The organism is Scytonema hankhaensis NUACC26 (assembly GCF_045865695.1).
GTDB lineage: Bacteria > Cyanobacteriota > Cyanobacteriia > Cyanobacteriales > Nostocaceae > Scytonema.
On the sequence record NZ_BAACAP010000226.1, the window covers coordinates 1 to 23363 of the forward strand.

Annotated in this window: 17 protein-coding genes and 2 pseudogenes; 7 read left to right on the forward strand and 12 right to left on the reverse strand. The window is 42.2% G+C overall.

The annotated features are described in order from the left end of the window. Window positions 1-33: 33 nt before the first annotated feature. From ACKTT2_RS32770 to purE, 9 genes and pseudogenes are all read right to left on the reverse strand, one after another. Window positions 34-273, reverse strand: a pseudogene (locus tag ACKTT2_RS32770) (hypothetical protein). A gap of 163 nt (window positions 274-436) precedes the next feature. Next, window positions 437-664 (reverse strand): annotated as a pseudogene (locus tag ACKTT2_RS32775) (hypothetical protein); the annotation flags it as partial. A 139-nt stretch (window positions 665-803) separates the two neighbouring features. Beyond that, complete coding sequence (locus tag ACKTT2_RS32780; protein WP_407894645.1) at window positions 804-6224, reverse strand: trifunctional serine/threonine-protein kinase/ATP-binding protein/sensor histidine kinase; 5421 nt, start codon at window positions 6222-6224, stop codon at window positions 804-806. Window positions 6225-6465: 241 nt separating this feature from the next. After that, a complete protein-coding gene (locus tag ACKTT2_RS32785) occupies window positions 6466-7353 on the reverse strand; it encodes an SDR family oxidoreductase (RefSeq protein WP_407894647.1) in 888 nt (295 codons plus the stop codon). A 499-nt stretch (window positions 7354-7852) separates the two neighbouring features. Continuing rightward, window positions 7853-9061 (reverse strand): 4-hydroxy-3-methylbut-2-enyl diphosphate reductase, encoded by a 1209-nt coding sequence (locus ACKTT2_RS32790; RefSeq protein WP_407894649.1) that lies wholly within the window; start codon window positions 9059-9061, stop codon window positions 7853-7855. A 200-nt stretch (window positions 9062-9261) separates the two neighbouring features. After that, window positions 9262-10119 (reverse strand): SGNH/GDSL hydrolase family protein, encoded by an 858-nt coding sequence (locus ACKTT2_RS32795; protein ID WP_407894795.1) that lies wholly within the window; start codon window positions 10117-10119, stop codon window positions 9262-9264. 132 nt (window positions 10120-10251) lie between these two features. Beyond that, window positions 10252-11610 (reverse strand): ammonium transporter, encoded by a 1359-nt coding sequence (locus tag ACKTT2_RS32800; protein WP_407894797.1) that lies wholly within the window; start codon window positions 11608-11610, stop codon window positions 10252-10254. 418 nt (window positions 11611-12028) lie between these two features. Continuing rightward, window positions 12029-13639 (reverse strand): ammonium transporter, encoded by a 1611-nt coding sequence (locus ACKTT2_RS32805; RefSeq protein WP_407894799.1) that lies wholly within the window; start codon window positions 13637-13639, stop codon window positions 12029-12031. 607 nt (window positions 13640-14246) lie between these two features. Then, the gene (gene purE, locus ACKTT2_RS32810; protein WP_407894651.1) at window positions 14247-14810 is read right to left on the reverse strand and encodes a 5-(carboxyamino)imidazole ribonucleotide mutase; all 564 of its coding nucleotides are present in this window, start codon (window positions 14808-14810) and stop codon (window positions 14247-14249) included. 234 nt (window positions 14811-15044) lie between these two features. Here purE and nagA point away from each other — a divergent pair, with 234 nt between their 5' ends. The 3 genes from nagA to ACKTT2_RS32825 all read left to right on the forward strand — a co-directional run bounded on the left by nagA (window position 15045) and on the right by ACKTT2_RS32825 (window position 17618). Beyond that, window positions 15045-16274 carry an N-acetylglucosamine-6-phosphate deacetylase gene (gene nagA / locus ACKTT2_RS32815; protein WP_407894653.1) on the forward strand — a complete coding sequence of 410 codons (1230 nt, stop codon included), beginning with the start codon at window positions 15045-15047 and terminating at the stop codon, window positions 16272-16274. Between the two features lie 46 nt (window positions 16275-16320). Continuing rightward, window positions 16321-17007, forward strand: a complete 687-nt coding sequence (gene bchM, locus ACKTT2_RS32820; protein WP_407894655.1) for a magnesium protoporphyrin IX methyltransferase — start codon at window positions 16321-16323, stop codon at window positions 17005-17007. Between the two features lie 125 nt (window positions 17008-17132). Then, a complete protein-coding gene (locus ACKTT2_RS32825; RefSeq protein ID WP_407894657.1) occupies window positions 17133-17618 on the forward strand; it encodes a hypothetical protein in 486 nt (161 codons plus the stop codon). Window positions 17619-17769: 151 nt separating this feature from the next. Here ACKTT2_RS32825 and ACKTT2_RS32830 read toward each other — a convergent pair whose 3' ends face one another. From ACKTT2_RS32830 to ACKTT2_RS32840, 3 genes are all read right to left on the reverse strand, one after another. Further along, window positions 17770-18210, reverse strand: coding sequence for a universal stress protein (locus ACKTT2_RS32830; protein ID WP_407894659.1), 441 nt, complete (start codon window positions 18208-18210; stop codon window positions 17770-17772). A 140-nt stretch (window positions 18211-18350) separates the two neighbouring features. After that, the gene (gene hisD, locus ACKTT2_RS32835; RefSeq protein ID WP_407894661.1) at window positions 18351-19667 is read right to left on the reverse strand and encodes a histidinol dehydrogenase; all 1317 of its coding nucleotides are present in this window, start codon (window positions 19665-19667) and stop codon (window positions 18351-18353) included. Window positions 19668-19767: 100 nt separating this feature from the next. Continuing rightward, on the reverse strand, window positions 19768-19938 hold the full coding sequence (locus ACKTT2_RS32840; protein WP_407894663.1) for a hypothetical protein: 171 nt from the start codon (window positions 19936-19938) through the stop codon (window positions 19768-19770). Between the two features lie 663 nt (window positions 19939-20601). On the opposite strand from ACKTT2_RS32840, the gene ACKTT2_RS32845 reads away from it, so the two are divergent. From ACKTT2_RS32845 to ACKTT2_RS32860, 4 genes are read left to right on the forward strand one after another with little or no spacing between them, the layout of a single operon-like run. Next, window positions 20602-21465 carry an STAS domain-containing protein gene (locus ACKTT2_RS32845; protein ID WP_407894665.1) on the forward strand — a complete coding sequence of 288 codons (864 nt, stop codon included), beginning with the start codon at window positions 20602-20604 and terminating at the stop codon, window positions 21463-21465. A gap of 12 nt (window positions 21466-21477) precedes the next feature. Then, window positions 21478-21873 carry an STAS domain-containing protein gene (locus ACKTT2_RS32850; RefSeq protein ID WP_407894667.1) on the forward strand — a complete coding sequence of 132 codons (396 nt, stop codon included), beginning with the start codon at window positions 21478-21480 and terminating at the stop codon, window positions 21871-21873. Beyond that, the gene (locus tag ACKTT2_RS32855; protein WP_407894669.1) at window positions 21860-22258 is read left to right on the forward strand and encodes an anti-sigma regulatory factor; all 399 of its coding nucleotides are present in this window, start codon (window positions 21860-21862) and stop codon (window positions 22256-22258) included. The genes ACKTT2_RS32850 and ACKTT2_RS32855 overlap by 14 nt, the downstream gene beginning before the upstream one ends. 7 nt (window positions 22259-22265) lie before the next feature. Then, on the forward strand, window positions 22266-23270 hold the full coding sequence (locus ACKTT2_RS32860; RefSeq protein WP_407894671.1) for a SpoIIE family protein phosphatase: 1005 nt from the start codon (window positions 22266-22268) through the stop codon (window positions 23268-23270). Window positions 23271-23363: the final 93 nt, after the last annotated feature.

The window sequence follows — 23363 nt, forward strand, 5'->3', positions numbered from 1 at the left end:
CCCACCAAACCCAAATATGTGTATCAAGTACAATCATTGCAAAACTTCCCAATCTTCCAAAGCGACAGGTTCTGTTGGGTCATCATAACGGACTACTTTCCCACGCATTGGATAAAGATTTGTTTCTGGTTGACTAGATGGTGTCACATTCTGCTGTGGGGTTTTAGCTTCAAGAATAATTACCTCTACAGCATCCCCTGCATGAAAAGGTAAACCCTACAGCATCAAAGTTCCATTTTCAGTTAAAACTACTTCTACTTTATGAGCATTCATCTTGCAACTCAATCCTTTTTAAACAAGCACAACATTTTCCAAAATTAAATAGGATTGGCATATAGATATTCGTATGGTAAACTTCAATAACACTTTGTGAGAAGATCTGCACCCAAAGAAATGTATTACTGTTGGATAAACCACTGTATAAGCTTGATAGCATGAAATAATCTTTTAAGGAAATTCCTCCAAAATCTTCCATCACCAAAGCATAACCATTTTGATATGATTCCAAGCTATAAACTTGGACAATCAAGGGTGAGTTGAGATTTTTGGCAATGGTGTACTGATTGCGAAATTGTACTAGTTTCGAGAAACTGGGATAAGGATTTTTCAATAGTTTAATGACTACAGGTTTGTCGTCCATCTCTCGATATCCACGATAAACCATAGTTTTAGAACCGTTCTAGAGTTCTTCGCTTACTTTGTATCCAGGAATCCTAAACATATCACTAAATCCTTGAGACTTTCTGATTAGTTTTCCCATTTTTATGAGTTCTCAATCATCAAAAGGCACTGTTCGGCAAAATTTACAGAGGAATTTCCATAATAAATTCTGTTCCTTCACCTAAAACAGATTTGCAACTCAATTTTCCGCTATGGGTTTCTTCAACTATTTGCCGTGCGATCGCCAAACCCAAACCCGTCCCTTTTCCCACAGCTTTCGTAGTAAATAAATGAGCGAAGATTTTTTGTTGAATTTCTGCACTCATTCCCTTACCATTATCAGTAATAGCAATTTTAACTCGATGATTTTCCATTGAAGTTTTAATGATAATTCGGTTGGAATTGGCTTGGACTTCTTCAAAACGGCGTCCATGATTTGCTTCTTCTAAAGCATCAATAGCGTTGGCGAGAATATTCATAAATACCTGATTTAATTGTCCTAAAAAACATTCGATTTGAGGTAAATTACCGTAGTTACTCACTACTTCAATCGCCGGATGTTGTTCATTGGCTTTGAGACGATGTTTGAGAATTAAAACTGTACTGTCAATTCCTTCATGAATATTACAAGGTACTTTGTAATCTTTATCGGCACGGGAGAAGGTGCGTAAACTGGTACTAATATTTTTGAGCCTGTCGCACGCCATCGTCATAGAATCAAGCATTTTTGGTAAATCTTCTAAACTATATTCCAAGTCGATTGCTGCTGCATGGTCAAGAATTGCTGTACTCTGATTTGGGAAAGTTTCTTGATATAATTTCAGGTGTTCGGTAAGAGCGGCAAAAGTTGGTTTAGCTTGTTTGAGACTGGCTGCAATAAAGCCGAGGGGATTATTCATTTCGTGAGCAACACCAGCAACTAAATTACCTAATGCCGACATTTTCTCACTTTGAACAATTTGTAACTGTGCGTTTTGTAAGTTGTGTAATGCTTGCTCTAACTGTTGGGCATATTGTTGCGAAAGCGAGTACAAGAGAGCATTTTCTAAGGAAATTGCGGCTTGAGCGCAGAGTAAATTGAGGAGTTCAACGCGATCGCTCGTAAACACCTCCGTTACTAAATTATTTTCCAGATATAAAATGCCCATCAATTTACCTTGATGCAAAATGGGACTACACAATAGACTTTTTGGCTGCTGACTTATAATGTATGGGTCGTTGGCTAAGGTGAGATCGCCTGTCGCATCCCGCAGGACAACAGTCTGTCTGTTGTGCTTGACTTTATAAATTAGCTTCAGGGGAATATCCTGACTCTCCTCAACGGGAAGACTCTGCAACAAAACTGGTTCTGTCCCCAGGGTCATTGAGCCTTTAATGAGCAGGCGACTATCTTGCAACAGCATTAGCACGCATTTATCAGCTCCGGCATTTTCGATAACAATTTTCAGCAAGGATGAAAGCAATTTTTCCAGTTCGATTTCACTTGAGATAGTTTGGGAGGCTTTGAAAATGGCAGCTAAATCTAAAGCTACAGAAACACTACTACTGGAAGTCCGGGAACTGGTGGAGGTGACAGTCCCTAAGGCAAAGACAGTTTCGTCAGTGGAAATCGAACGAGTTTGCTGTAATATGGGGGCAAGTAGTTGGGGATAGCGGGTTGTCAAATCTTCAACTTTGGCTTTGGCTCCCCATTTGGCGTAACAATAGTAGGCTTCTTGCATATAGCTGGCGGCAACTTTTTCTTTACCCCAGTTGAGGTAGAATTTAGCTGCCAGCTCATTGCTAAGTGCTTCTTCGTTGAGATATTCGTTTTCTTTGGCTCCAGAGATGGCGCGATCGTACCAATCGCCAGCTTCATAATTCTTGCCTAAAACGCGGCATTTTTCCGCTTCTACTAAGTCAACTTTATGTTGGTGATTCATGGGAGCATGGTACGCCCACTGAGCCAGAGTATTTTGATGGGTTTCCACCAGGGCGAGTAGAGACGTTGTATGTAACGTCTCTACTCGCTCGATTTCTGATTGCGTCGAGCATAATGCCAAGTGGGTTAATGCGGCATAGAAATGGAAAACTGGAGTATGAATTATGCCTGTTGCTGCCATTAAATATCGGTTAGCTTGGGCAATGTAATTTAGGGCATTGATGTAGCTGCCAAAAAGATAGGCAAGCAGCAGCTTGTAGATATAAACGAAAGCCAGCGCACTCAACTCATTATCTTGATGATGCTTGGGAAACATTACTGTTTCATCATAGGCAGATCCAATTAATAAATCCGGTTGATTAACAATTTCTTTCAATTGATGCACCATTTGTTGTTGCATCCTCACGTAAGCCAGAGGAGAATCTTGCTTTAAATTTACTAAAACAATACAGTAATTTTTAAATTCTGTTTCCCAATCCTCCAGGCACACTCCAGCAAAAAAATTTTCATATAAATAATTATTTATATGGTAGCCAGCATATAGGAAGCTACCTGTTTCCATTCCATTTCGATAACCCTCTTTACTCGTTAGAATTGTTGCTCTCAGTGCTTCTTTACAATGCTGAAGAAAACCAGCAAACAAAATTAAAGTTAAAGGCTTAAATTCTCGCACATTCAACTGATTGAGTAAGTTTAGTGCCAGTTGCCCAAAACAATAACCTTTTTCTACCTCTCCCAAAAAGGAAGACAGCACCATGCCATAACTTGCATACCCAATGGTTGATGCGGGTGCATTACCAAATTGAAGTGATAGACTTACCATTGTGGAGCAAAGCAGAGGCAGCAAAGCAGGATTTCCTAGAAAAATGGGCGGAAACAACATGGCTAACAGTCGCATCGCTGCAATGGTAAGACGATCGCTCATCACAGGAAGGTTAATGAGTTCCTCAATCTGTTTGCCCTGGAGTTGACTGGCAAGGCTTTGCAGTGCCATGCTTGTCAACACTTCGTCAGGTTCAGATGAAAACTCAACTCCCAATTGTGTTAGGGCATTTTGCCCTACAGCGATCGCGTCTAACATCCGACTTTGGGCTGTCAGTGCATTGATTTGAATCTCGTAAATTTTTACTTTGTCTAGTATGGTTTGGGCTGATTGCAAAACTTCTGTTGCCATTGCTTCCATGCCTGCAAAATCGGCATTTAAGTAAGCAGTTTCAGCCGCATTTACATATAGATTGAGGGTTAATTCATACTGAGTTTGCCAACAGTTTGCGGTGAGCAAATCAATCCCGGTTTGAACAAAACTTCTGGCAGCTGCATAGGCTGTAGAATTTTTGGCTTTCTGTGCGGCTGCTAAGTTAAGTTGAGCTAAGGCTTCCCGGTTTTCCGATTGAGTAATTAAATCCTGACCTAAATTCAAATGCCCGACAATATCAAACAGCTTTTCTTCTTTTTCTATTTCTGATAAGTTTTGTTGGAGCAATCGTCCGATTTTGAGATGAGTTGCCTGTTTTTGCTCTTCTGCAATGAGGGAATAGGCAGCTTGTTGAACGCGATCGTGCAAAAACCGATACGGTACTGAAATTTCCCCAGTCGAAACGGCATCACCAGACTGGAAGAATTTGTAAGTTTCACTAATCGGCAGAATCAACCCTTCTTGCAACGCTTTCCACAAATCCGCAGCCGCATCAACAAGCGATTTTTCCGACACGATCGCCAACGTTGTCAAATCGAAAGAGTTGCCAATGCAAGCGGCTAACTTTAGCATTTTCTGAGTTTGGTCAGGCAATTTTTGCAACTGCGCTGCCATAAATTCTACTACATCATCGGTGAGCGCGGCGGCTTTCACCTGCGCTAGATCGCATTCCCAGTGTTGTTGTTGCTGGTTGAAGGTAATCATGCGATCGCTATACAACGCCTTCAAAAACTGCGTGGCAAAAAACGGGTTACCTTTGGTTTTCTGATAAATTAAATCGGTTAATGGTTGCGCTAATTCTTGTGAGCAAAAGAGCGTATCTGCTACCAACTGATTAATATCTACCTGAGAAAGTGGTGTTAAGGTAATTGTGTTAATCGTTGCTTTTTCTTTTTTGATTTCCTCCAGCGTCAGCATCAGCGGATGTGCTGGAAACACTTCATTATCTCGATAAGCACCCAGGACTAGCAAATATCCAGTTTCCGTTTCCCTCAACAACAGTGAGAGCAAAGAAAGCGATGCCGAATCTGCCCACTGCAAGTCATCCAAAAACATCACTAAGGGATGTTCAATGCTAGTAAAAACTTGCACGAATTTCTGCATCAGCAGATTAAAGCGATTTTGAGCCGCCGTTCCTGATAGTTCTGTAGCTCTTGGTTGAGTACCAATAATCCATTCTAATTCGGGAATTACATCAATCAAAACTTGTCCGCTGTCGCCAACTGCTGCCATAATCTTGATTTTCCAGTTTTGCAGTTGAGCATCGGATTCTGATAGTAATTGTCCCATTAAATCTCGTCCGGCTTGGACAAAAGCGCTGAAGGGAATATTACGTTGAAATTGGTCGTATTTGCCTTTAATAAAATAGCCGCGTTGCCGTACAATTGGCTTGTGGACTTCGTTGACAACGGCGGTTTTACCGATGCCTGAGAAACCCGCTACTAACATCATCTCTGCTGTTCCAGCACTCACGCGCTCGAAGGCTTTCACTAAGGTTTGAACCTCGGTTTCTCGTCCGTAGAGTTTTTCTCTAATCATGAAGCGCTCGCACACATCTCTAGTTGCAATCTCAAATCTCTCAATTGAACCATTTACTTGGAGTTGAGCTAAACAATTCTCTAGATCGGATTTCAATCCCCAGACACTTTGATATCTGTCTTCAGCATTTTTTGCCATCAATTTCATTACAATATCTGACAGCACCTGTGGAATCTCTTCCCCATTCCCGATTCCCCATTCCCGATTCCCCAATACCGCAGGCATTTTAGCAAGGTGACAATGCACTAATTCCATGGGGTCATTTGACGCAAAAGGTAATTCTCCTGTCAGTAATTCATAGAAAGTTACACCAGTTGAATAAAAATCCGTGCGATAGTCTATCCCCCGATTCATTCTCCCCGTTTGTTCTGGGGAGATATAAGCTAGTGTGCCTTCTAATACATTGGGATTCACTAGGGTTGGGGTTTCTCTTGGGAGTAATGATGCAATACTAAAGTCAATTAATTTCACTTGTTTGGTTTGGGGATTAATTAATATATTGCTGGGTTTAATATCTTTATGAATGATGCGTTCTCGATACAATATATCTAAGGTGTTGCACAGAGCGAGCGCTATTTGTAAAAATTCCTGACCAGACGTTACATGTAATGTCTCTGGTGAGGTGAAATAATCTTTGAGGGAAATTCCCCCAAAATCTTCCATCACCAACGCATAGCCATTTTGATAGGGTTCTAGGCTATAAGTTTGAACAATTAGGGGTGAGTTGAGATTTTTCGCAATGGTGTATTGATTGCGAAACTGCACCAATTCACTGAAACTGGGATAAGGATTTTTCAGTAGTTTAATTACCACTGGTAATGAGTCAGTTTCTCGAACTGCTCGATAAACTAGGGTTCTCGAACCATTGTAGAGTTGTTCATGGATACGATATCCGGGAAGATTCAACATTGCACTAAATCCTCAAGACTTCAGGTTTAGTGTTCCCAGATAGAGCAATCCTCAATCATGAAAAAACAGCAAGCTCTCCGACTTCGTAGAAGTTGCCCTTGGAGCTGAGAGCATCAAATTTAGGGAATTGCGATCGTGAATTGCGTACCTGCACCTAGAACCGAGTGACAACTCAATTTTCCGCCGTGGGTTTCTTCCACAATTTTACGGGCTTAACGGCTTTAGCCGTCAAGCCTCCGGCTTATCGCCAACCCCAAACCCGTCGTGTTGCTATAGCTAATTCTTCTCGTAAACATAAAGGTTCATACCCCAATGCAAAAGCTTTAGAACTATCCAAAGAAACATCAGAAGGTCTTGGGGCTGCCATTTTCACATCTTGCTGTCGGCTAGCTTTAATCTGACTGCTTGAAAGTTGAAACACCTCCGCCATCAATAGACCAAAATCATATCGCGAAATCCGCTCTTTCCCTCCTAAATGAATATATCCCTGCACTTTATCTAATGCCAATAACAACCCTTTCGCCGCAGTTTTTGCACTCACTGGAGTCCGAAATTCATCTATAAATAAATTTAAATCTTTTCCTTCTTTGAGAGTTTGAATAAAGGGCTGTATAAAACTTATGGCTGTGGGTGTTGCCATCCCAAACATCAATGGCATTCGGCAAACAGCTGTCATTGGATAACGCTCTAACATACCTTTTTCTGCCATAACTTTATGTTCTCCATAAATGTTGACAGGAGAAACTGAGTCGGTTTCTCGATAAGGAGCATTTAACCCATCAAAAACTAGGTCTGTTGAGGTAAAAACACAAGGAATAGAAGCATCTGCACAAAGCCCGGAAATATTGCATGAGGCTTCTACATTAATTGCATGGGATTCATGAGGATGCATTTGGCAAAAATTTGGTTGGGATAGTGCTGCAGTATGAATCACTGCGGTTGGTTTGATATCGCTCAAAACTTGTTTCAGATCCTGAAAATCTGTCAAGTTAGCTTTTATGGTGGTTGTACCTGGGATTTGTACAGAGTGGGAGAAGTAGGTTCCGTATACATCATATTCTTGTTTAGCTAACTGGCAAAGATGCCAACCTAAAAAGCCACTCGCCCCTGTAATTAACAGTTTTTTCATATTTTATAAAATTTTCCTCAACATGGCTTTTTTAAGAAGAATTGTAGGTTGGGTTGAGCGGTAGCGAAACCCAACACAATCGTGTATTTGTTGGGTTTCGTTCCTCAACCCAACCTACGTTGTTTTATGATAAACCACGAAGGTAATACCAATTTGACCAAAAATTAGACAGATATTTGGGGGAAATTAAGTACAGACAAGGCTTTCTCAATCCAAAATCCACGTATCTAAAATCCCAAATAATATAAATTTGAATGAACCTTAGTTAAATTTTTAGCAAAGTTCTTTGAGAAAAATTCCAAAAGACTAATTTCCGATATACCTTATGTTAAGTAGGTCAACCAAAACAAGTTCAACAACCATTAAACCCGGTATTTGTACACCACCGGGTTTTTTATTAATTAAAGGGGACTGGTGATTGGCGACTGGGGATTGGGAAAGAGATATTTTTGTGTTTTGTTGTGTGATTTTCTCGTGAAGCCCAATTCCCAATACCCAATTACACAACAACGGCTGTCGCTTTAAATTCAAAAATCTTTTCAATTACGTCTTCTACAACTTTATCCGGTGTAGATGCACCAGAGGTGATTCCTACTACTATTTTCCCATCAGGTAACCAATTTTCCGCGATCGCTAATTCCCCACTAAGTTCTCTATGTTCTATTTTGTTACCCGATAAAAGCCGCGCCACACTATCAATATGATAAGAGACGATTCCTCTTTGAACAGCTATTTGTTGTAATTGTGTGGTGTTAGATGAATTAAACCCACCAATCACTATCATTAAATCCAGTTTTTGCTCAACTAACTCCAACATGGCATCTTGACGTTCTTGAGTAGCATCACAAATGGTGTTGAAGCTTTGGTAGTGATTATCTAACTCAATAGGTCCATATTTTTTCATCATGGTATGCTCAAACAGTTTTCCAATTTGCTCGGTTTCACTTTTGAGCATGGTAGTTTGATTAGCAATACCCACCCGTTCTAAGTCTGTATCGGGGTCAAAACCAGGAGAACACGCTTTACTAAATTTGGCTAGAAATTCCTCGCGATTGCCACCATGAAGAATGTAGTTAGCCACATACTCCGCTTCCCCCATGTTCAGCACTATCAGATACTTACCAGCAAAAGAACTGGTTGCAACTGTTTCTTCGTGCTTGTATTTACCGTGAATAATTGAAGTGTGCTCGCCTTTTTTATGCTTTTCAACAGTATTCCAAACTTTTGATACCCAAGGACACGTAGTATCTACTATTTTACAACCCTTGTCGTTAAGTATCTGCATCTCTTGAACACTTGCCCCAAAAGCTGGAAGAATGACGACATCCCCAGACCCGATAACAGAAAAATCTTTTTTGCTTCCTTCTACAGGAATAAAATTGACATCCATTTCCAGCATACGTTGATTCACCGAGGGATTGTGAATAATCTCATTCGTGATCCAAATACGTTCTGTGGGAAAATGGGTGCGAGTTTCATAAGCCATTGCTACAGCACGTTCTACACCCCAACAAAAACCAAAAGCTTGTGCTAGGTAGATGGTGACATCTCCACGTGTGAGGGTATAGTTACTGTTGCGAATCTCCTGAATCAACTGGCTTTGATACTCTGACTGTAACTGCGTGGCGACTTCTGCTTGGTGACCAAATCCTTTACGATGGTAGTTTTCTGAATGTTGTAGAGAACGTTTAAAAGCTTTGGTATCCATTGTTTTTCTTTTAAATTGTCATTTTTTATTTTCCCTTGCAAAGAGGTGAATTGAACGTACCGCGCTAAATCTTGAGATTTAAAGCAGTCCCAATAAAAATCCCTCTTCCCCAGGTTTTCACGTGTTGCAGATCCCCCCACCCCCCTTAAAAAGGGGGGCTATGCGTAATTCCTGTTCCCCTACTCCCTACCCCCTACCCTCTACCCCCTAACCCCTATCAATAATTCCATTTCACTATATAACCGTATAGCAGAACTCCAAACCAAATATCCTTGCTGACTCAGGTGTAACCCATCAGTACTGAGTTCGGGACGCAAATTGCCTTGGCTGTTAGCAAATAAGGGGTATAAATCTAAATACTTTACGCCTTCTGTTTTGGCTATGTCTTCTAGTTGTTGATTTAATTGGCGAATGCGACTGTTAGGAATCGCTAGCAGTTTTTCTTTGCCTTCCCATGTGACTCGTTCGACTTCATGGGGTAAAATTGACTGGACTACAATTTGCGCTGTTGGATGGTTCTTCCGCAAGTAACGAACAATTTGCTGCTGATTGTCTAAAATTGTCTCATCGCTGACCCCTCGAATGAGGTCATTAATACCAATCATGACAAAAATTGTCTCTGGGTTGGTAGAGTTAAATAAATCTAATCTATTTAATAATCCTGTGGTTTTTTCTCCGGAAATTCCCTGATTTAGCCAATTTCTGTCTTTGGGTAATAACTCGGAAGGAAACCACAGACTTAGAGAATCCCCTGCTAGTATTGTCAAACGAGGTGGGTTCTTTTGGGCAACAACTTTGGCTTCTTGTTTGAGAATATCTACCCATTGCCAGTAACTCAGTTTGTGACGTTGCCCTAATTTAGGCACTACAGGTAGGGCGGCGGCTTGAGCTTTGGATTGACTGTTCGGGTGAATTGTACTGGGATTGGGAATTAGTCCGAAAAATGCTGTCAAGTTCTGCTGTCGGGCAATCAACAGAGCGATCGCGAAGATTAAAATGAAGTTGGTTGCCAGGGATAGACGCGCCCAGATAGGAAAGGTTTTTGCAGGAGTGTTCACGACTAACTGAATACAGTAAATTTTTGACTCAGATTTTAACTGAATTCCAAAAATTAGCCTACCTCCTCTAAAAGGATAAAGTATGAAGGATAAAGGATAAAATTTCATACTTCATCCTTCATGCTTTATACTTCATCCTTTATGAGAGACGTTAATCTGGTCTCCAAACTCTTCGTTGTAACCTTCTTCGCCGTGTTCGTTAATATCCAAACCTTGGAATTCTTCTTCTTCTTTGACTCGCAAACCAACTGTGGCATCTAAAATTTTCAAAATAATCCAAGTACCAACACCAGCCACAACATACGCAACTATAATTGCTACTATTTCTATCAGTAATTCTCCGGGATTACCATATAATAGACCGTTTTTTCCTCCCGCGTTGACGGTTGTGGTTGCAAATACACCTGTCAAAAGTGCTCCCACTGTCCCACCGACTCCATGCACGGGATAGGTATCCAAAGCATCATCAACTTGAGCTTTGTGTTTGAAGCTAATAGCATAAAAGCAGACAAAGGCGGTAATGCTACCAATTAAGATTGATGCTAGAGGTGTGACAAATCCAGCGGCTGGTGTGATGCCTACTAATCCTGCAACTGCTCCTGAGGCTGCTCCGACTGCTGTTGGTTTACCACGCAATGATTTTTCTAAAATCAACCAAGTTAAAGTGGCAGCAGCGGCGCTTGTATTGGTGTTGACAAATGCTGCTACTGCTAAATTATTTGCCTCTAAAGCACTACCTGCATTAAAGCCAAACCAGCCAAACCACAACAAACCAGCCCCTAACAAGATAAAGGGAACGTTGTGAGGGGGGCTGAGGCGATCTGGATAAGTTTTCCGAGGTTTGAGGACAATCGCTGCAACGAGGGCAGAAACTCCAGAACTGATATGCACAACAGTTCCACCAGCAAAGTCAAGAGCACCTATACCACCTAATAACCCCAAAAATCCTCCTTTACCCCATACCATGTGGGCAAGCGGACTGTAAATAAATGTTGACCACAACAAGACGAACAAAGAGTATGCTGTGAAGTTCATTCGCTCGGCGATCGCGCCTGAAATCAATGCTGGGGTAATAATGGCAAACATGGCTTGGTAAATCATGAATGCTTGATGGGGTATTTTTGCTGCATAGTCGGTTGTCTCAAAACCAACCCCATTTAAACCCAGCCACTGAAATCCACCAATAAATTTTCCTAGGAATGATTCATTAGGTGCAAATGAGAGGCTATACCCCCACAAGATCCACGTCACACCTACAATTGCCATGAGCACAAAGCTCATCATCAGAGTGTTGAGGACGTTACGCGATCGCACAAACCCCCCATAGAAAAAAGCTAGCCCTGGTGTCATCAATAACACCAATGCTGCCGAAATTAGCATAAAAGCTGTAGACCCTGTATCGGCAGGAGGTGGAGTTGTGGTTCCTTGAGCAACTGCATCAGCCATCAACGGTCCACCCAGAAACAGTAGGGACATAGCCCCAATCGTCATCATTTTTTTCAACACTTATTTTTGTTCCCGCGCACCAACATTTTTTGTGTGAGCCATCTTTATTTCAGTAACTTTTGATACATAAAACAGTAGCAAGAGTTACAAATTCCTGATATTTTAGCAAGATTTATAGATCTAATACTTCTTATTGCAGTTGTCAAGCTCTCATAAATTGTGAGATTATATAAAGTTATCCCATTTTAGCTAGTTTCTCGGCGTTACTTACGCGATTTCTCATTTTACATCTAGTTTTCTTCTACACAACAAACTAGAAGCCTATTCCATAAAACAGGTAAGAGTTCTTACCCACTTAAAATTCTCCAATAATCCCTAAGTATACGCAAAATTGATAGGCTGTAGGGTGGGCATTGCTTTAGTGTTTACTCAAAAACCCAATGCCCAATGCCTGATGCCCATCTTACAGAATATTAGGTATATCCCCCGAACGAGAGACTCCAGATGAATGGATACCTGCTTCTGTAAATCCAGTTGCACCAGCTTCTTTGACGAAGCCGTTATAAGCTTCCATACCGTGTTCGCCAATATCCAAGCCTTCGATTTCTTCTTCTCTAGAAACTCTAATCCCCAAAGTGGCTTTCAGTGCAAGCCAGAAGATTGTGCTCAGAAGAACGGTTATACCACCAACAGTCAGGACACCTAGTAACTGAACGCCGAATTGTCCCAAGCCACCACCAGCAAACAAACCTTTAGCAGGACCGAGACCATCTGTGTACCAGGGGAAGGCTGGATTACCAGTACCTACAGCAAATAAACCTACTGCTAGAGTTCCCCATACACCACATACAAGGTGAACGGAGGTTGCTCCTACAGGGTCATCAATACCGATTTTGTCAAAGAAGGTAACGGCAAAAACAACTAAAACTCCCGCTATAAGACCAATGATAATCGAACTTGGAATGGTGATGAAAGCACAAGATGCTGTCACAGCAACCAAACCAGCCAAAATACCATTAATAATCATAGACAGATCTGGTTTGCCTAAGTACAGCCAAGCTGTGATTGTTGCCGCAATTCCACCAACAGCACCTGCCATGTTGGTTGTCAAAGCAATGTGAGTGATGGCATTGGGATCTGCAGCCATTACGGAACCAGGGTTAAAACCAAACCAGCCCAACCACAGAATTAAACAGCCCAAGGTAGCGATACTCATATTGTGACCGGGTAAGGCAACAATTTGCCCATCTTGATATTTGCCAATACGCGGTCCGAGTAATGCAGCCCCCATCAATGCTGCCCATCCACCAACAGAGTGAACGACCGTGGAACCTGCAAAATCGAAGAAACCTTTTTTGTAAAGCCAGCCACCGCCCCAAATCCAATGTCCAGTGATTGCGTAGGCAATCCCTACAAGTAAAAGGCTAAAAATTAGGAAGTCGATAAATTTAATCCGTTCGGCAACAGCACCTGAGACAATCGTTGCTGCTGTTCCTGCAAACACGAGTTGGAATAAAAATTTGGCTGCTAAAGGCACTCCAGCCCAGTTAAGAGCGCTAAATACTCCCTTGTAAGCATCTCCTGTTGCAGGGCTGTTATCCGCGCCTTGTAGGAAGAAACCATTTAATCCGATAAAGTCATTGCCATTGCCAAACATCAAGCCAAAACCAATCGCCCAAAAAGCAACAGTGGCAAGGGCAAAGACAATCAGGTTTTTGGCAAGTACGTTAACTGCATTTTTCTGACGGCAGAATCCAGTTTCTAACATACAGAAACCAGCATTCATGAAGAATACCAGAAATGCCGCGATCGCTACCCATAGTGTATCGAGGGCTACTTTCAAATCTGCCGTAGTTGGTCCTGCTGGTGCAGGGGTTTGGGCAACTGCTGCACAACCCCAAGCCAGGACAATCATGCAAGCCACTGGAATACAAGCTTGCCAGCTTGGCGACAACCGTTTGATGGCTGTACTCAATTGCTTGACAAATAAATTACTTTGTGCGCTGCTACCCTGATGTAACAACCGCCGCCTGTTTCTTGTTCTCGATTTGTTTTTGTATGTGCTCTTTATCATCATACGCTCAACCAATCCTTGAAATATCGGAAAAATACGTTGAGTGAAAGTTGGATAATGTCTGAAGCGTTGTAGAAGTTGTTTTTGGTATTTGACTATTTGGGCAAGTCGGTTGCTAACGCTAGCTGATTTTCATTAACTTAAGCGGTTAAATGAAAACCAGTATATCAATAAATGAGTTTGCCGTTAATCAACTAATGTTGCTACCTCTACAGATGTTACTAAATCTTCTTAAAAAATTATTATGTATTTTGTAAAACAGTCAAGACCTATTTATAGACTCTTTACTAAAGATTTTTTACGACTACTAAAAATGCTTCAGATTCCCGACTTCTTAAAGAAGTCGGGAATCTATATATCTGGTTACAACTAAATACTTTATAGACTTACTGACCATTTGCATAACACCATTTCAAATTATCGCTCGCTTCTCTTCATTCTGTAAATTTCAATACAGTTTTTTTTTAAACATTCAAATTTAGCTTTGAGATTCTTATTGATATAGCAATTGTATTGAATTTTTGAAATATACGTAGTAGGGTGGGTATTCCCCACCGTTTAGCGCAAGCTATACCCAGCAGATGGCGAAGCGCAAGCCTTAGCCGGCTTATCTCATTTCGCTGAGATATTCTTGATACCCAAGATTTTCTAACTTTGCTTGCTTTGCCATAACTGTTTCCAGTAGCTTTTGGCGGTATTGCTGCACTTGTTCTTGTAATTCTGGTTGATGGGTAGCAAGAATCTGTACAGCCAAAAGACCAGCATTTTGAGCATTTCCTATAGCAACCGTTGCAACTGGTATACCTGCAGGCATTTGTACTATAGAGTACAGCGAATCCACCCCTTGCAAGTGACGACTGGGAACAGGAACGCCGATGACGGGAAGCGGAGTTAAAGACGCAACCATTCCTGGAAGATGAGCAGCACCGCCAGCACCAGCAATAATGACTTTCAGACCGCGCTGGTGTGCGGATTTGGCATATTCCACCATACGTTCTGGAGTTCGGTGGGCGCTTATGATTGCGACTTCACAGACAATACCAAATTCTTCACAAATTGCGATCGCTCCTTGCATGGTTGGTAGATCTGAATCGCTACCCATGATTATGCCGATAAGGGGGGATTGGGGATTGGGCATTGGGTATTGGGCATTGGGAACTGGAAATTGCATAAGCTGTGTTCAGATTATCTCATCTATTGACGTACATGATGCACACTGTATTTGTAAGATGAATGATCGTTATGTAGAAATAAGGGGTCAGGGGTCAGAAGTTAGGGACGAGAGAAACAACAAGAACCATACTCTATCCCCATTGCCCCTCAACAAGGAGGGGACCCCGAGTTCCCCATTGCCCCTCAACAAGGAGGGGAAGAGCGAGTTCCCCAATCCCCAATCCCCAATCCTATGACGCATCGCCCTCTTGCTACTCCGATAGATATTATCAACGCTAGGATACCTGGATACAAAGAGTTACAGATGCTCTTGGTAAACGACCGGGGTATAGTTGAGCACGTTTTATCAATGTCTCAAGTTCTCGAACGTGTCCCGCCAGAAAATTTGCAAGTTTTAGATGTTGGTGGTGACTGGATTTCCTTGGGTGGTGTCGATCTACAAATTAACGGCGCATTAGGATTAGCTTTTACCGACCTCTCAACAGAAAATGTTGGTCAATTGACAGAAATTTGTAAATTTTTATGGAGTTTGGGAATAGATGCTTTTCTACTAACTCTTGTCACAACTTCAGTAGAAAACGTTCAGCGATCGCTTGCTGTCTTTGCTCAGTATATGGCGAACCAAGAAGTGGGTGCAAAAATTCTTGGCATCCATTTAGAAGGGCCATTTTTGAACTACGGTAAGCGTGGCGCACACCCAGCCGAGTATCTTTTACCGCTAAGTGTAGAAGAAGTCAAACGAGTGTTGGGCGATTACTCGCGCTATGTGAAAGTTATTACCTTAGCACCAGAGTTAGATCTTAAAGGTGAAGTCATTCCATTTATACGTTCTTTGGGTATTACCGTTAGTCTCGGTCATTCTCAAGCAACAGCAGCCCAAGCACAAAATGCTTTTGAGTTAGGCGCAACAATGGTGACTCATGCTTTTAATGTCATGCCTCCATTACACCATCGCGAACCTGGATTATTAGGTGCAGCCATTATGAACCCTAATGTCATGTGTGGTTTTATTGCCGATGGTCAGCATGTCTCGCCAATTATGTTACAAATATTACTACGTACTAGCGTTTCTCGTACCGATGGGAATATGTACGAAAACCTGGGGGATGGGCTTTTTCTTGTTAGCGATGCCCTTGCTCCTCTAGGGTTACCCGAAGGAGTGTATCCTTGGGATAATCGCCAAATAGAAGTGAAACAGGGAACAGCACGTCTTTTTGATGGAACTTTATCAGGAACAACTCTTCCTCTACTTGCAGGTGTGCAAAACTTAGTAAAGTGGGAAATATGTGACGTGGATAAAGCGATCGCACTTGCCACTGTAGCACCAAGAAGCGCGATCGGTTTATCTACTATCATCTCCAATGTTCCGGCGACTCAACTCTTGCGCTGGCACTTAAAAGAATCCACAAAAGAACTGTCCTGGCAAAGGATGTTGCCATATACGCTGCCAACCTTGGCATGAGATCATTATCTCATTATCTATTGAGAAACCTTGAAAATCGAATTTCATGAACGTAACTGACGATAAAACCATTGTTAAAGACTATTTCAACTCCACAGGCTTTGACCGTTGGAGACGCATTTATGGTGATGGCGAAGTCAACAAAGTTCAGCTAGATATCCGTAACGGGCATCAACAAACTGTTGATACAGTCATATCCTGGTTGACAGCAGACAATAACTTAGCAGGAATGACCATTTGCGATGCTGGATGTGGTGTAGGTAGTCTCAGCATTCCTCTTGCACAAGCAGGAGCCTCGGTCTACGCCAGTGACATTTCTGACAAAATGGTAGAAGAAGCCAAGGAACGAGCTTTAAATACCTTGGGACAGGGTGAAAACCCCACTTTTGCAGTGCAGGATTTAGAAACCATTAGCGGTAGCTACCATACAGTTATCTGCCTAGACGTTCTGATCCACTATCCCCAAGATAAAGCAGCAGAGATGATTTCTCACCTTTGTTCTTTATCACAATCGCGACTTATTCTCAGTTTTGCACCAAAAACTTTTGCCCTCAGTATCTTAAAGAAGATCGGCAGTTTCTTTCCCGGTCCTAGCAAAGCAACTCGTGCTTATTTGCACCGAGAGGCAGATGTAGTGAAGATTTTGGAGAATAACGGATTTTCAGTACAACGTCAATCCATGACCAAAACGAGCTTCTACTTCTCCCGCCTACTAGAAGCGAAGCGTAGTTAATAGTTAGTAGTTAGTAGTTAGTGGTCACTGGTCAGGTGGTCACTGGTCAGGTGGTCACTGATTACTAACCATTAACAAAAAAGTGAGGTTAAAATCGCAAGCAAGGTTTAAATTAGAGATATATTATGAAGACGGCTGAAAAATTGGCGGCAGGTTGGCTACTCTCACTGGGCTTTATGTTTTTAACGCTATCAGCGTCTGCAGCAATCCAAAAGAATTCCATGCAAAAGCCATTTCCTCCAAACCCGTATGGACCACCGCAAGAAATTCTTAATGAAGATGCTATATATGTATTGGATAATACTGTCTTGCACGGTCTAGTTTTTGGCGTTCCTACCTCTATCTTGGGAGTATGGCTGGCAATGGGACTGTTCCGTCAAAGTCAGCAGGATAAAAAAATCCTCCAGCAACAGGCTAGTGAGGAAATGCAATCTACTTTTTACCGGATGCTGCAAGACAATGGTGGACGCATTACACTTCTAAGCTTTGCCATGCAGTCACAACTGCCGCCCGCTACTGCTAGAAAATATTTAGACGAGCGAGCAAAAATATTTAATGCTAGTTTTAAGGTGAGTGACGATGGGGGAATTTCTTACTACTTTGACCTTTAGATAATGAAGGCTAAAGGATGAATGATGTTATGCGTCGGCTCTTGACTTCATCCTTTATATTCTACACTTTATCCTTGGTATGACAAGACTTTTTTTAGCTTGACTGCTGCATTGAAGCACCACAAGAAATTGTGGGATAGTGATTTCTAACTTAAGTACCTTTAACCACCAATACAGAACAAGGGGCATCTTCCACAACTTGACTGCTGACAGAACCTCGAACAATTCGATCTACACCTGTTAACCCACGACTACCGGTAACAATTAAGTCAGCTTTGTAAATGTTAGCAAGACGAACAATTTCTTGGGCTGGATCGCCCGCCACAAGTTCTATCTCACTTTCAACTGCCAATTGATTTTGATAACCTTTGAGTTGTTTTTCAATTTGTGAGTAAGAAAATGTTGAAGACTCTGGGTGAGGGCGATCTGCGGGAAGTTCCATATTTGATTCAGATGTGGCGAATACGTGACACAGAACGACTTTACTATTTTTTGGCAACATAAATTGCTGCACCGTTTGCATAATTTGGTCACTCATTTCTGAATCGTCTAAAGCTACCAATATCGTTTTTATCGCTACTGTCGTATCCACAACAGAACCTCACACAGATTATTAAGTAATTATAGTTAATGGCTATACTCACCATCCCCAAACTTTGGACAGAGTTTGCATAGCCTTAGATTTTAAGTTTGCCAATCGCAAACTCTTTTTGCAAAAAGTCTAGGGAAAAATTAATAATTCATATCGTCATTTTCCTTATCAATTCGGCGTTGTACCGAGTTAACGTGCGAAGGTAAGTCCTCAGAGGATGCTAGGACATCGATCGCATTAGCGACTTTCTCTAGTGCAGTTTGCGAGTATTGAATAATACTAGAGTGTTTCATAAAGGTTTCAACCCCTAACGGAGAAGCATAGCGAGCAGCGCCAGAAGTGGGTAAGGTATGGTTGGGACCTGCTACATAATTTCCTACAGCTTCTGGTGTAAAATGCCCTAAGAAAATTGCACCGGCATTGCGAATAAGTGGTAAGATTTCCCAGGGTTCTTGCACTTCCACGGCTAAGTGTTCGGGTGCAAATTCATTTGAGAGTTCTGCTGCTGCCTGAAGTGATTCCACAATCACAATCAAGCCGTAGTGGGCAATGGCTTTCTCTGTCAGCGTTCTTCTAGCACGATCTATGAGCTGTCTTTCCACTGCTACTTGTACGTTTTTCGCTAGACCCGGATCTGTGGTTAGTAAAACTGCTGCTGCCATTGGATCTTGTTCTGCCTTGGCTAACATATCAGCCGCAACGCGAACGGGATTTGCCGTGTCGTCTGCAATAATTAATACTTCCCCTGGTCCTGCAAGGAGATCGATTCCAACTGAGCCGTATACTAGTTTTTTCGCTAAAGTGACATATATATTACCTATACCTGTAATAAGATTAACTTTGGGAATGGTTTCTGTACCGTAAGTTAAAGCGGCGATCGCTTGTGCGCCTCCAACGCGATATATTTCTTGCACTCCAGCTTCTTGGGCGGCGACTAACACCGATGGGTGAATCGCTTTTGAAGGTCCCGGTGGCGTCACCATCACTATGTGGGGTACACCTGCCACTTTTGCTGGAATAGCATTCATTAATACCGCGCTTGGATAGGCGGTACGACCTCCCGGTACGTATAACCCTGCCCTATCTACAGGTGTGTAGCGTTTGCCAAGCACTACATCATCATCGTCAAAGTGAACCCAATTTTTTGGCATTCGCTGGCGGTGAAACGCTTCTATTTTGCGGCACGCCAACTGAATTGCCTCAAGTAGCTCTTGCGATACCTGTTGGTAGGCTGCATCCAGTTCTGAGCCTGTCACGCGCAGTTCTTCTGGCTTCAGGGTTTGATTGTCAAATTCGGCTGTGTATTGCAGTACAGCTTTATCGCCTTGGCGCTTCACTGACTGCAACACTTCCCGCACGGTTGCTTCTTTGTGAAGTACCTGTTCGTCTTGGATGCGATCGCAGATCCGTTGTAGTTCTGCTCTAACATCTGCCTGCTGAGTAATGATTCGCAGCATGGAGTAAGGACATTGCCAACTTGAGAAAAATCTTGCAATTGAGTTTGAGTTTTGCTCCTTACCCAAATGAGAGGTGCAAAGCTAACCCCAACTCTCTTCTCTAGCTTAACCTGGATTTTTTTGATACTTCCATAGCTTCCAACATATCCTTTGCTAAACGCCGATAATTTACCACTGGTGGCTCGAAACAGATAAAATCGTCAAAGGTCAGTAGAATTGGCGGTTTTTCACAAAGAGCGCGTTGTATCTCTCGAAGTATGTGAGAAGTCATTAGTCTGTTGTTTCCATCAGTTCCTCTTTTCAAGCATAAGTAGAAACTGAGTATAATTTTTATGTATCGTTTACTTCATAAGCCAACATTTTTACAGAGGGGATGGACTTAGTATCTCTATGTAACCCCTGAACTTAACATTTGACTAGCGATCGCCTTACGCACGACATCTCAGACGAAGAGAGAATGCAAGCAATTTTTGCCACCACTTGTGCGACAAGTAGTTATGCTAAGTTACATTAAGCGAGGCAGTATCTTATTCTATCGTATTTTTAGACTTGACAGCAAACACTCTATCCCCTTCATCATCCTAAAAAAAAATGAACTGGCAAACTTCACAGCATAATTTTTGCACTCACCTTTTTCATATAATTAAGAAAAACTATTAGCCTTCAAAAAAAACTACTGTAAACTGCTCAATTAGTTATTATCACCTATTGACACTAACAAGTGTTATGGTAATCCTATTCAATTGATAAAACATACGTAGGGTGGGCATTGCCCACCACTAGGACGTTTGGCGGGCAATGCCCTACCTACGGTACTAGAAATTTTGACAAATGATTTAGGAGTGCTATAGAAAGAGAGTCAGCTAGTTTATTTTGCAGCCTAAAAATTATTTTGTACTTTTGCTTAATAGAGAATTGGAAAAGGAGCCAATGTATGGGCTTGAATGGCAAAAGCCATATTCCAGAAATTTTAGAAAAATATGAAGCAGAACTGCTAGCGGACTGGTTGCAAGAGCTAAAGTCTGTGAGTAACCGTAGAGGGTTGCTTAAAGATGTGGAATTGCGCGAGGAATGCAGGGAGTTTCTTGAGGTGCTGAAAAATGCCGTAAAGCAAGAGAACCTGAATGACATTTTATCTCCAGAATGGAATCCTGTCCGAGAGACACTAACCAGTATTTCCCGCAACCGCAGCCAAAAAGGTTTTACCTCAACAGAAACGGCAAGTTTTGTTTTCTCTTTTAAACAACCCCTGTTCTCCCGCTTGCGTTCTGAACTGCAACAGGATGGCATCGTCTTGAGTGAGGAAGTTTGGTTAGCAACAACTCTTCTGGATAAGTTAGGGCTTTTGACAACTGAGATCTATCAAAAAGCACGCGAGGAAGTCATTATTCGTCAACAAGAGGAGTTGCTAGCGCTGTCAACACCCGTTGTCAAACTGTGGGGTAGCATCTTAGTATTACCTCTCATCGGTACTCTTGATAGCTCTCGCACGCAAGTCATCACGGAATCTTTGTTACAAAAAATTGTAGACACGAGTTCCCAAGTCGCAATTATTGATATCACAGGCGTCCCAACGGTAGATACTTTAACGGCTCAACACCTACTGAAAACGATAACGGCTGCTCGTTTAATGGGTGCGGAGTGCATTATTAGTGGAATTCGTCCCCAGATTGCTCAAACTATCGTGTACCTGGGAGTTGATTTGTCTGATGTAGTCACAAAGGCAACCCTTGCTGATGCCTTTGCTCTAGCCTTATCCCAAATTGGCTGTAAGATTATTTGTTCTTCAGATCGCTAGAGAGGCAGTCGTATGGAGCGCATTCCAATACTCCAAATGGGCGAATTTCTGCTTGTTACCATTCAAGTCGATATGCACGATCGCTTGGCGATGGCTTTGCACAACGATTTAACAACCCAGATTACTGAGAAAAATGCTCGCGGTGTACTGATAGATATATCATGTTTAGATATAGTAGATTCTTTTATTGGTCGCATCTTAGGAAATATTGCTAAAATGTCGCGCGTGCTAGATGCGGAAACAGTTGTCGTTGGAATGCAACCAGCAGTAGCGATTACGTTGGTAGAACTCGGAGTGTGCCTCACGGGTATTCGCACAGCCTTAAATGTGGAAAAGGGAATGGCACTCCTGCGAGCTTCATTAAGCACGGCATCTGAAAGTTGTATGACTCGTTATGCAAAAGATTGAAACAATGAGCATTCAGTCTGGAGCGGATATTGTTTTGGTTCGGCAAGCAGTACGTCAGTTGTCTATTGAGCTGGGTTTTAGCTTAATAGATCAAACCAAAATTGTCACAGCAGCAAGCGAACTTGCCCGAAACACGTTAGATTATGGAGGTAGCGGAACAGTAAAACTAGAAACCCTTGAGAATAATAACCGACGGGGTTTACGGTTGATATTTGAAGACCAAGGACCGGGGATCTCGGATATTGAACTCGCGCTTAAAGATGGTTACACCACTGGTAAAGGGTTGGGTATGGGACTCGGCGGAACCAAACGGTTAGTCAACGAATTTAATATTGTTTCCCATGTAGGAGAGGGAACCTGCGTCACTATTACTAAATGGAGGTGACACGCCTGTGGCAAACCCTATTGCTTTATCCATCCTGGAAACCAGTCAGGCTGGGGAAGCGCGAAGGAAAGCGCTCTCACTTGCCACTCATCTCGGTTTCAATGAAACTGAACGGGGTAAGGTTGGCATTGTGGTAACTGAAATGGCCAATAATCTGGTTCGTCATGCCAGAAATGGTCAGATTGTTATGCAAGTCAAGACCAAAAATGAGACTCTAGGTATAGAAATTCTCGCCTTAGATTCCGGTCCGGGAATGCATAATATTGATGAGTGCTTGCGTGACGGATTTTCCACAGCGGGAACATCAGGAATTGGTTTGGGTGCGATCGCTCGCCTTTCAAATTTTTTTGATATTTACTCTGTTTCCGAGATGGGAACGGCTTTGGTAGCACACCTTTGGTCTGATGGAACGCAACACAAGCAACAAAAGAATAAATTAGAATTAGGTGTCGTTTGTTTGCCTAAAATAGGCGAAGAAGTTTCAGGAGATGCTTGGACAAGCCATCAAGAAACTCACAGATGTTTGTTGCTTGTTGCTGATGGATTAGGTCACGGACCAGAAGCAGCTAAAGCATCTTTGGCAGCCGTAAAAGTTTTCCACGAAAAAGCATACATGAGTCCGCAAGCGATCGTAGAAGCAACCCACAAAGTGCTACAAACTACAAGGGGAGCTGCTTTAGCGATCGCCGAACTAGACCTTGAACGACAGACTATTAACTATACTGGAATTGGCAATATTGTTGGCACTATTCTGACTTCAGAGGGCAACCAAAATATGGTTTCCCACAACGGTACTGTTGGGTATGAGATGCGTAGAATTCAGGAATTTACCTATACTTGGTCTAAAGGAGCACTCCTAATTATGCACACTGATGGGTTAAAAACCCAGTGGCACTTGGAACAGTATCCCGGACTATTTTACAAACATCCTAGCTTAATTGCTGGTATTCTGTATCGAGATTTCAGTCGGGGACGCGATGATGTTACTGTTCTTGTCGCTCGTGAAAATTAAGGAACTTCCAAATGAAAAAGCTCCCAAAATTTCTTGTAGTGCGGGCGAGGACGCCCGCCACAAGTATAGGACGGGCGAGGACGCCCATCCCAG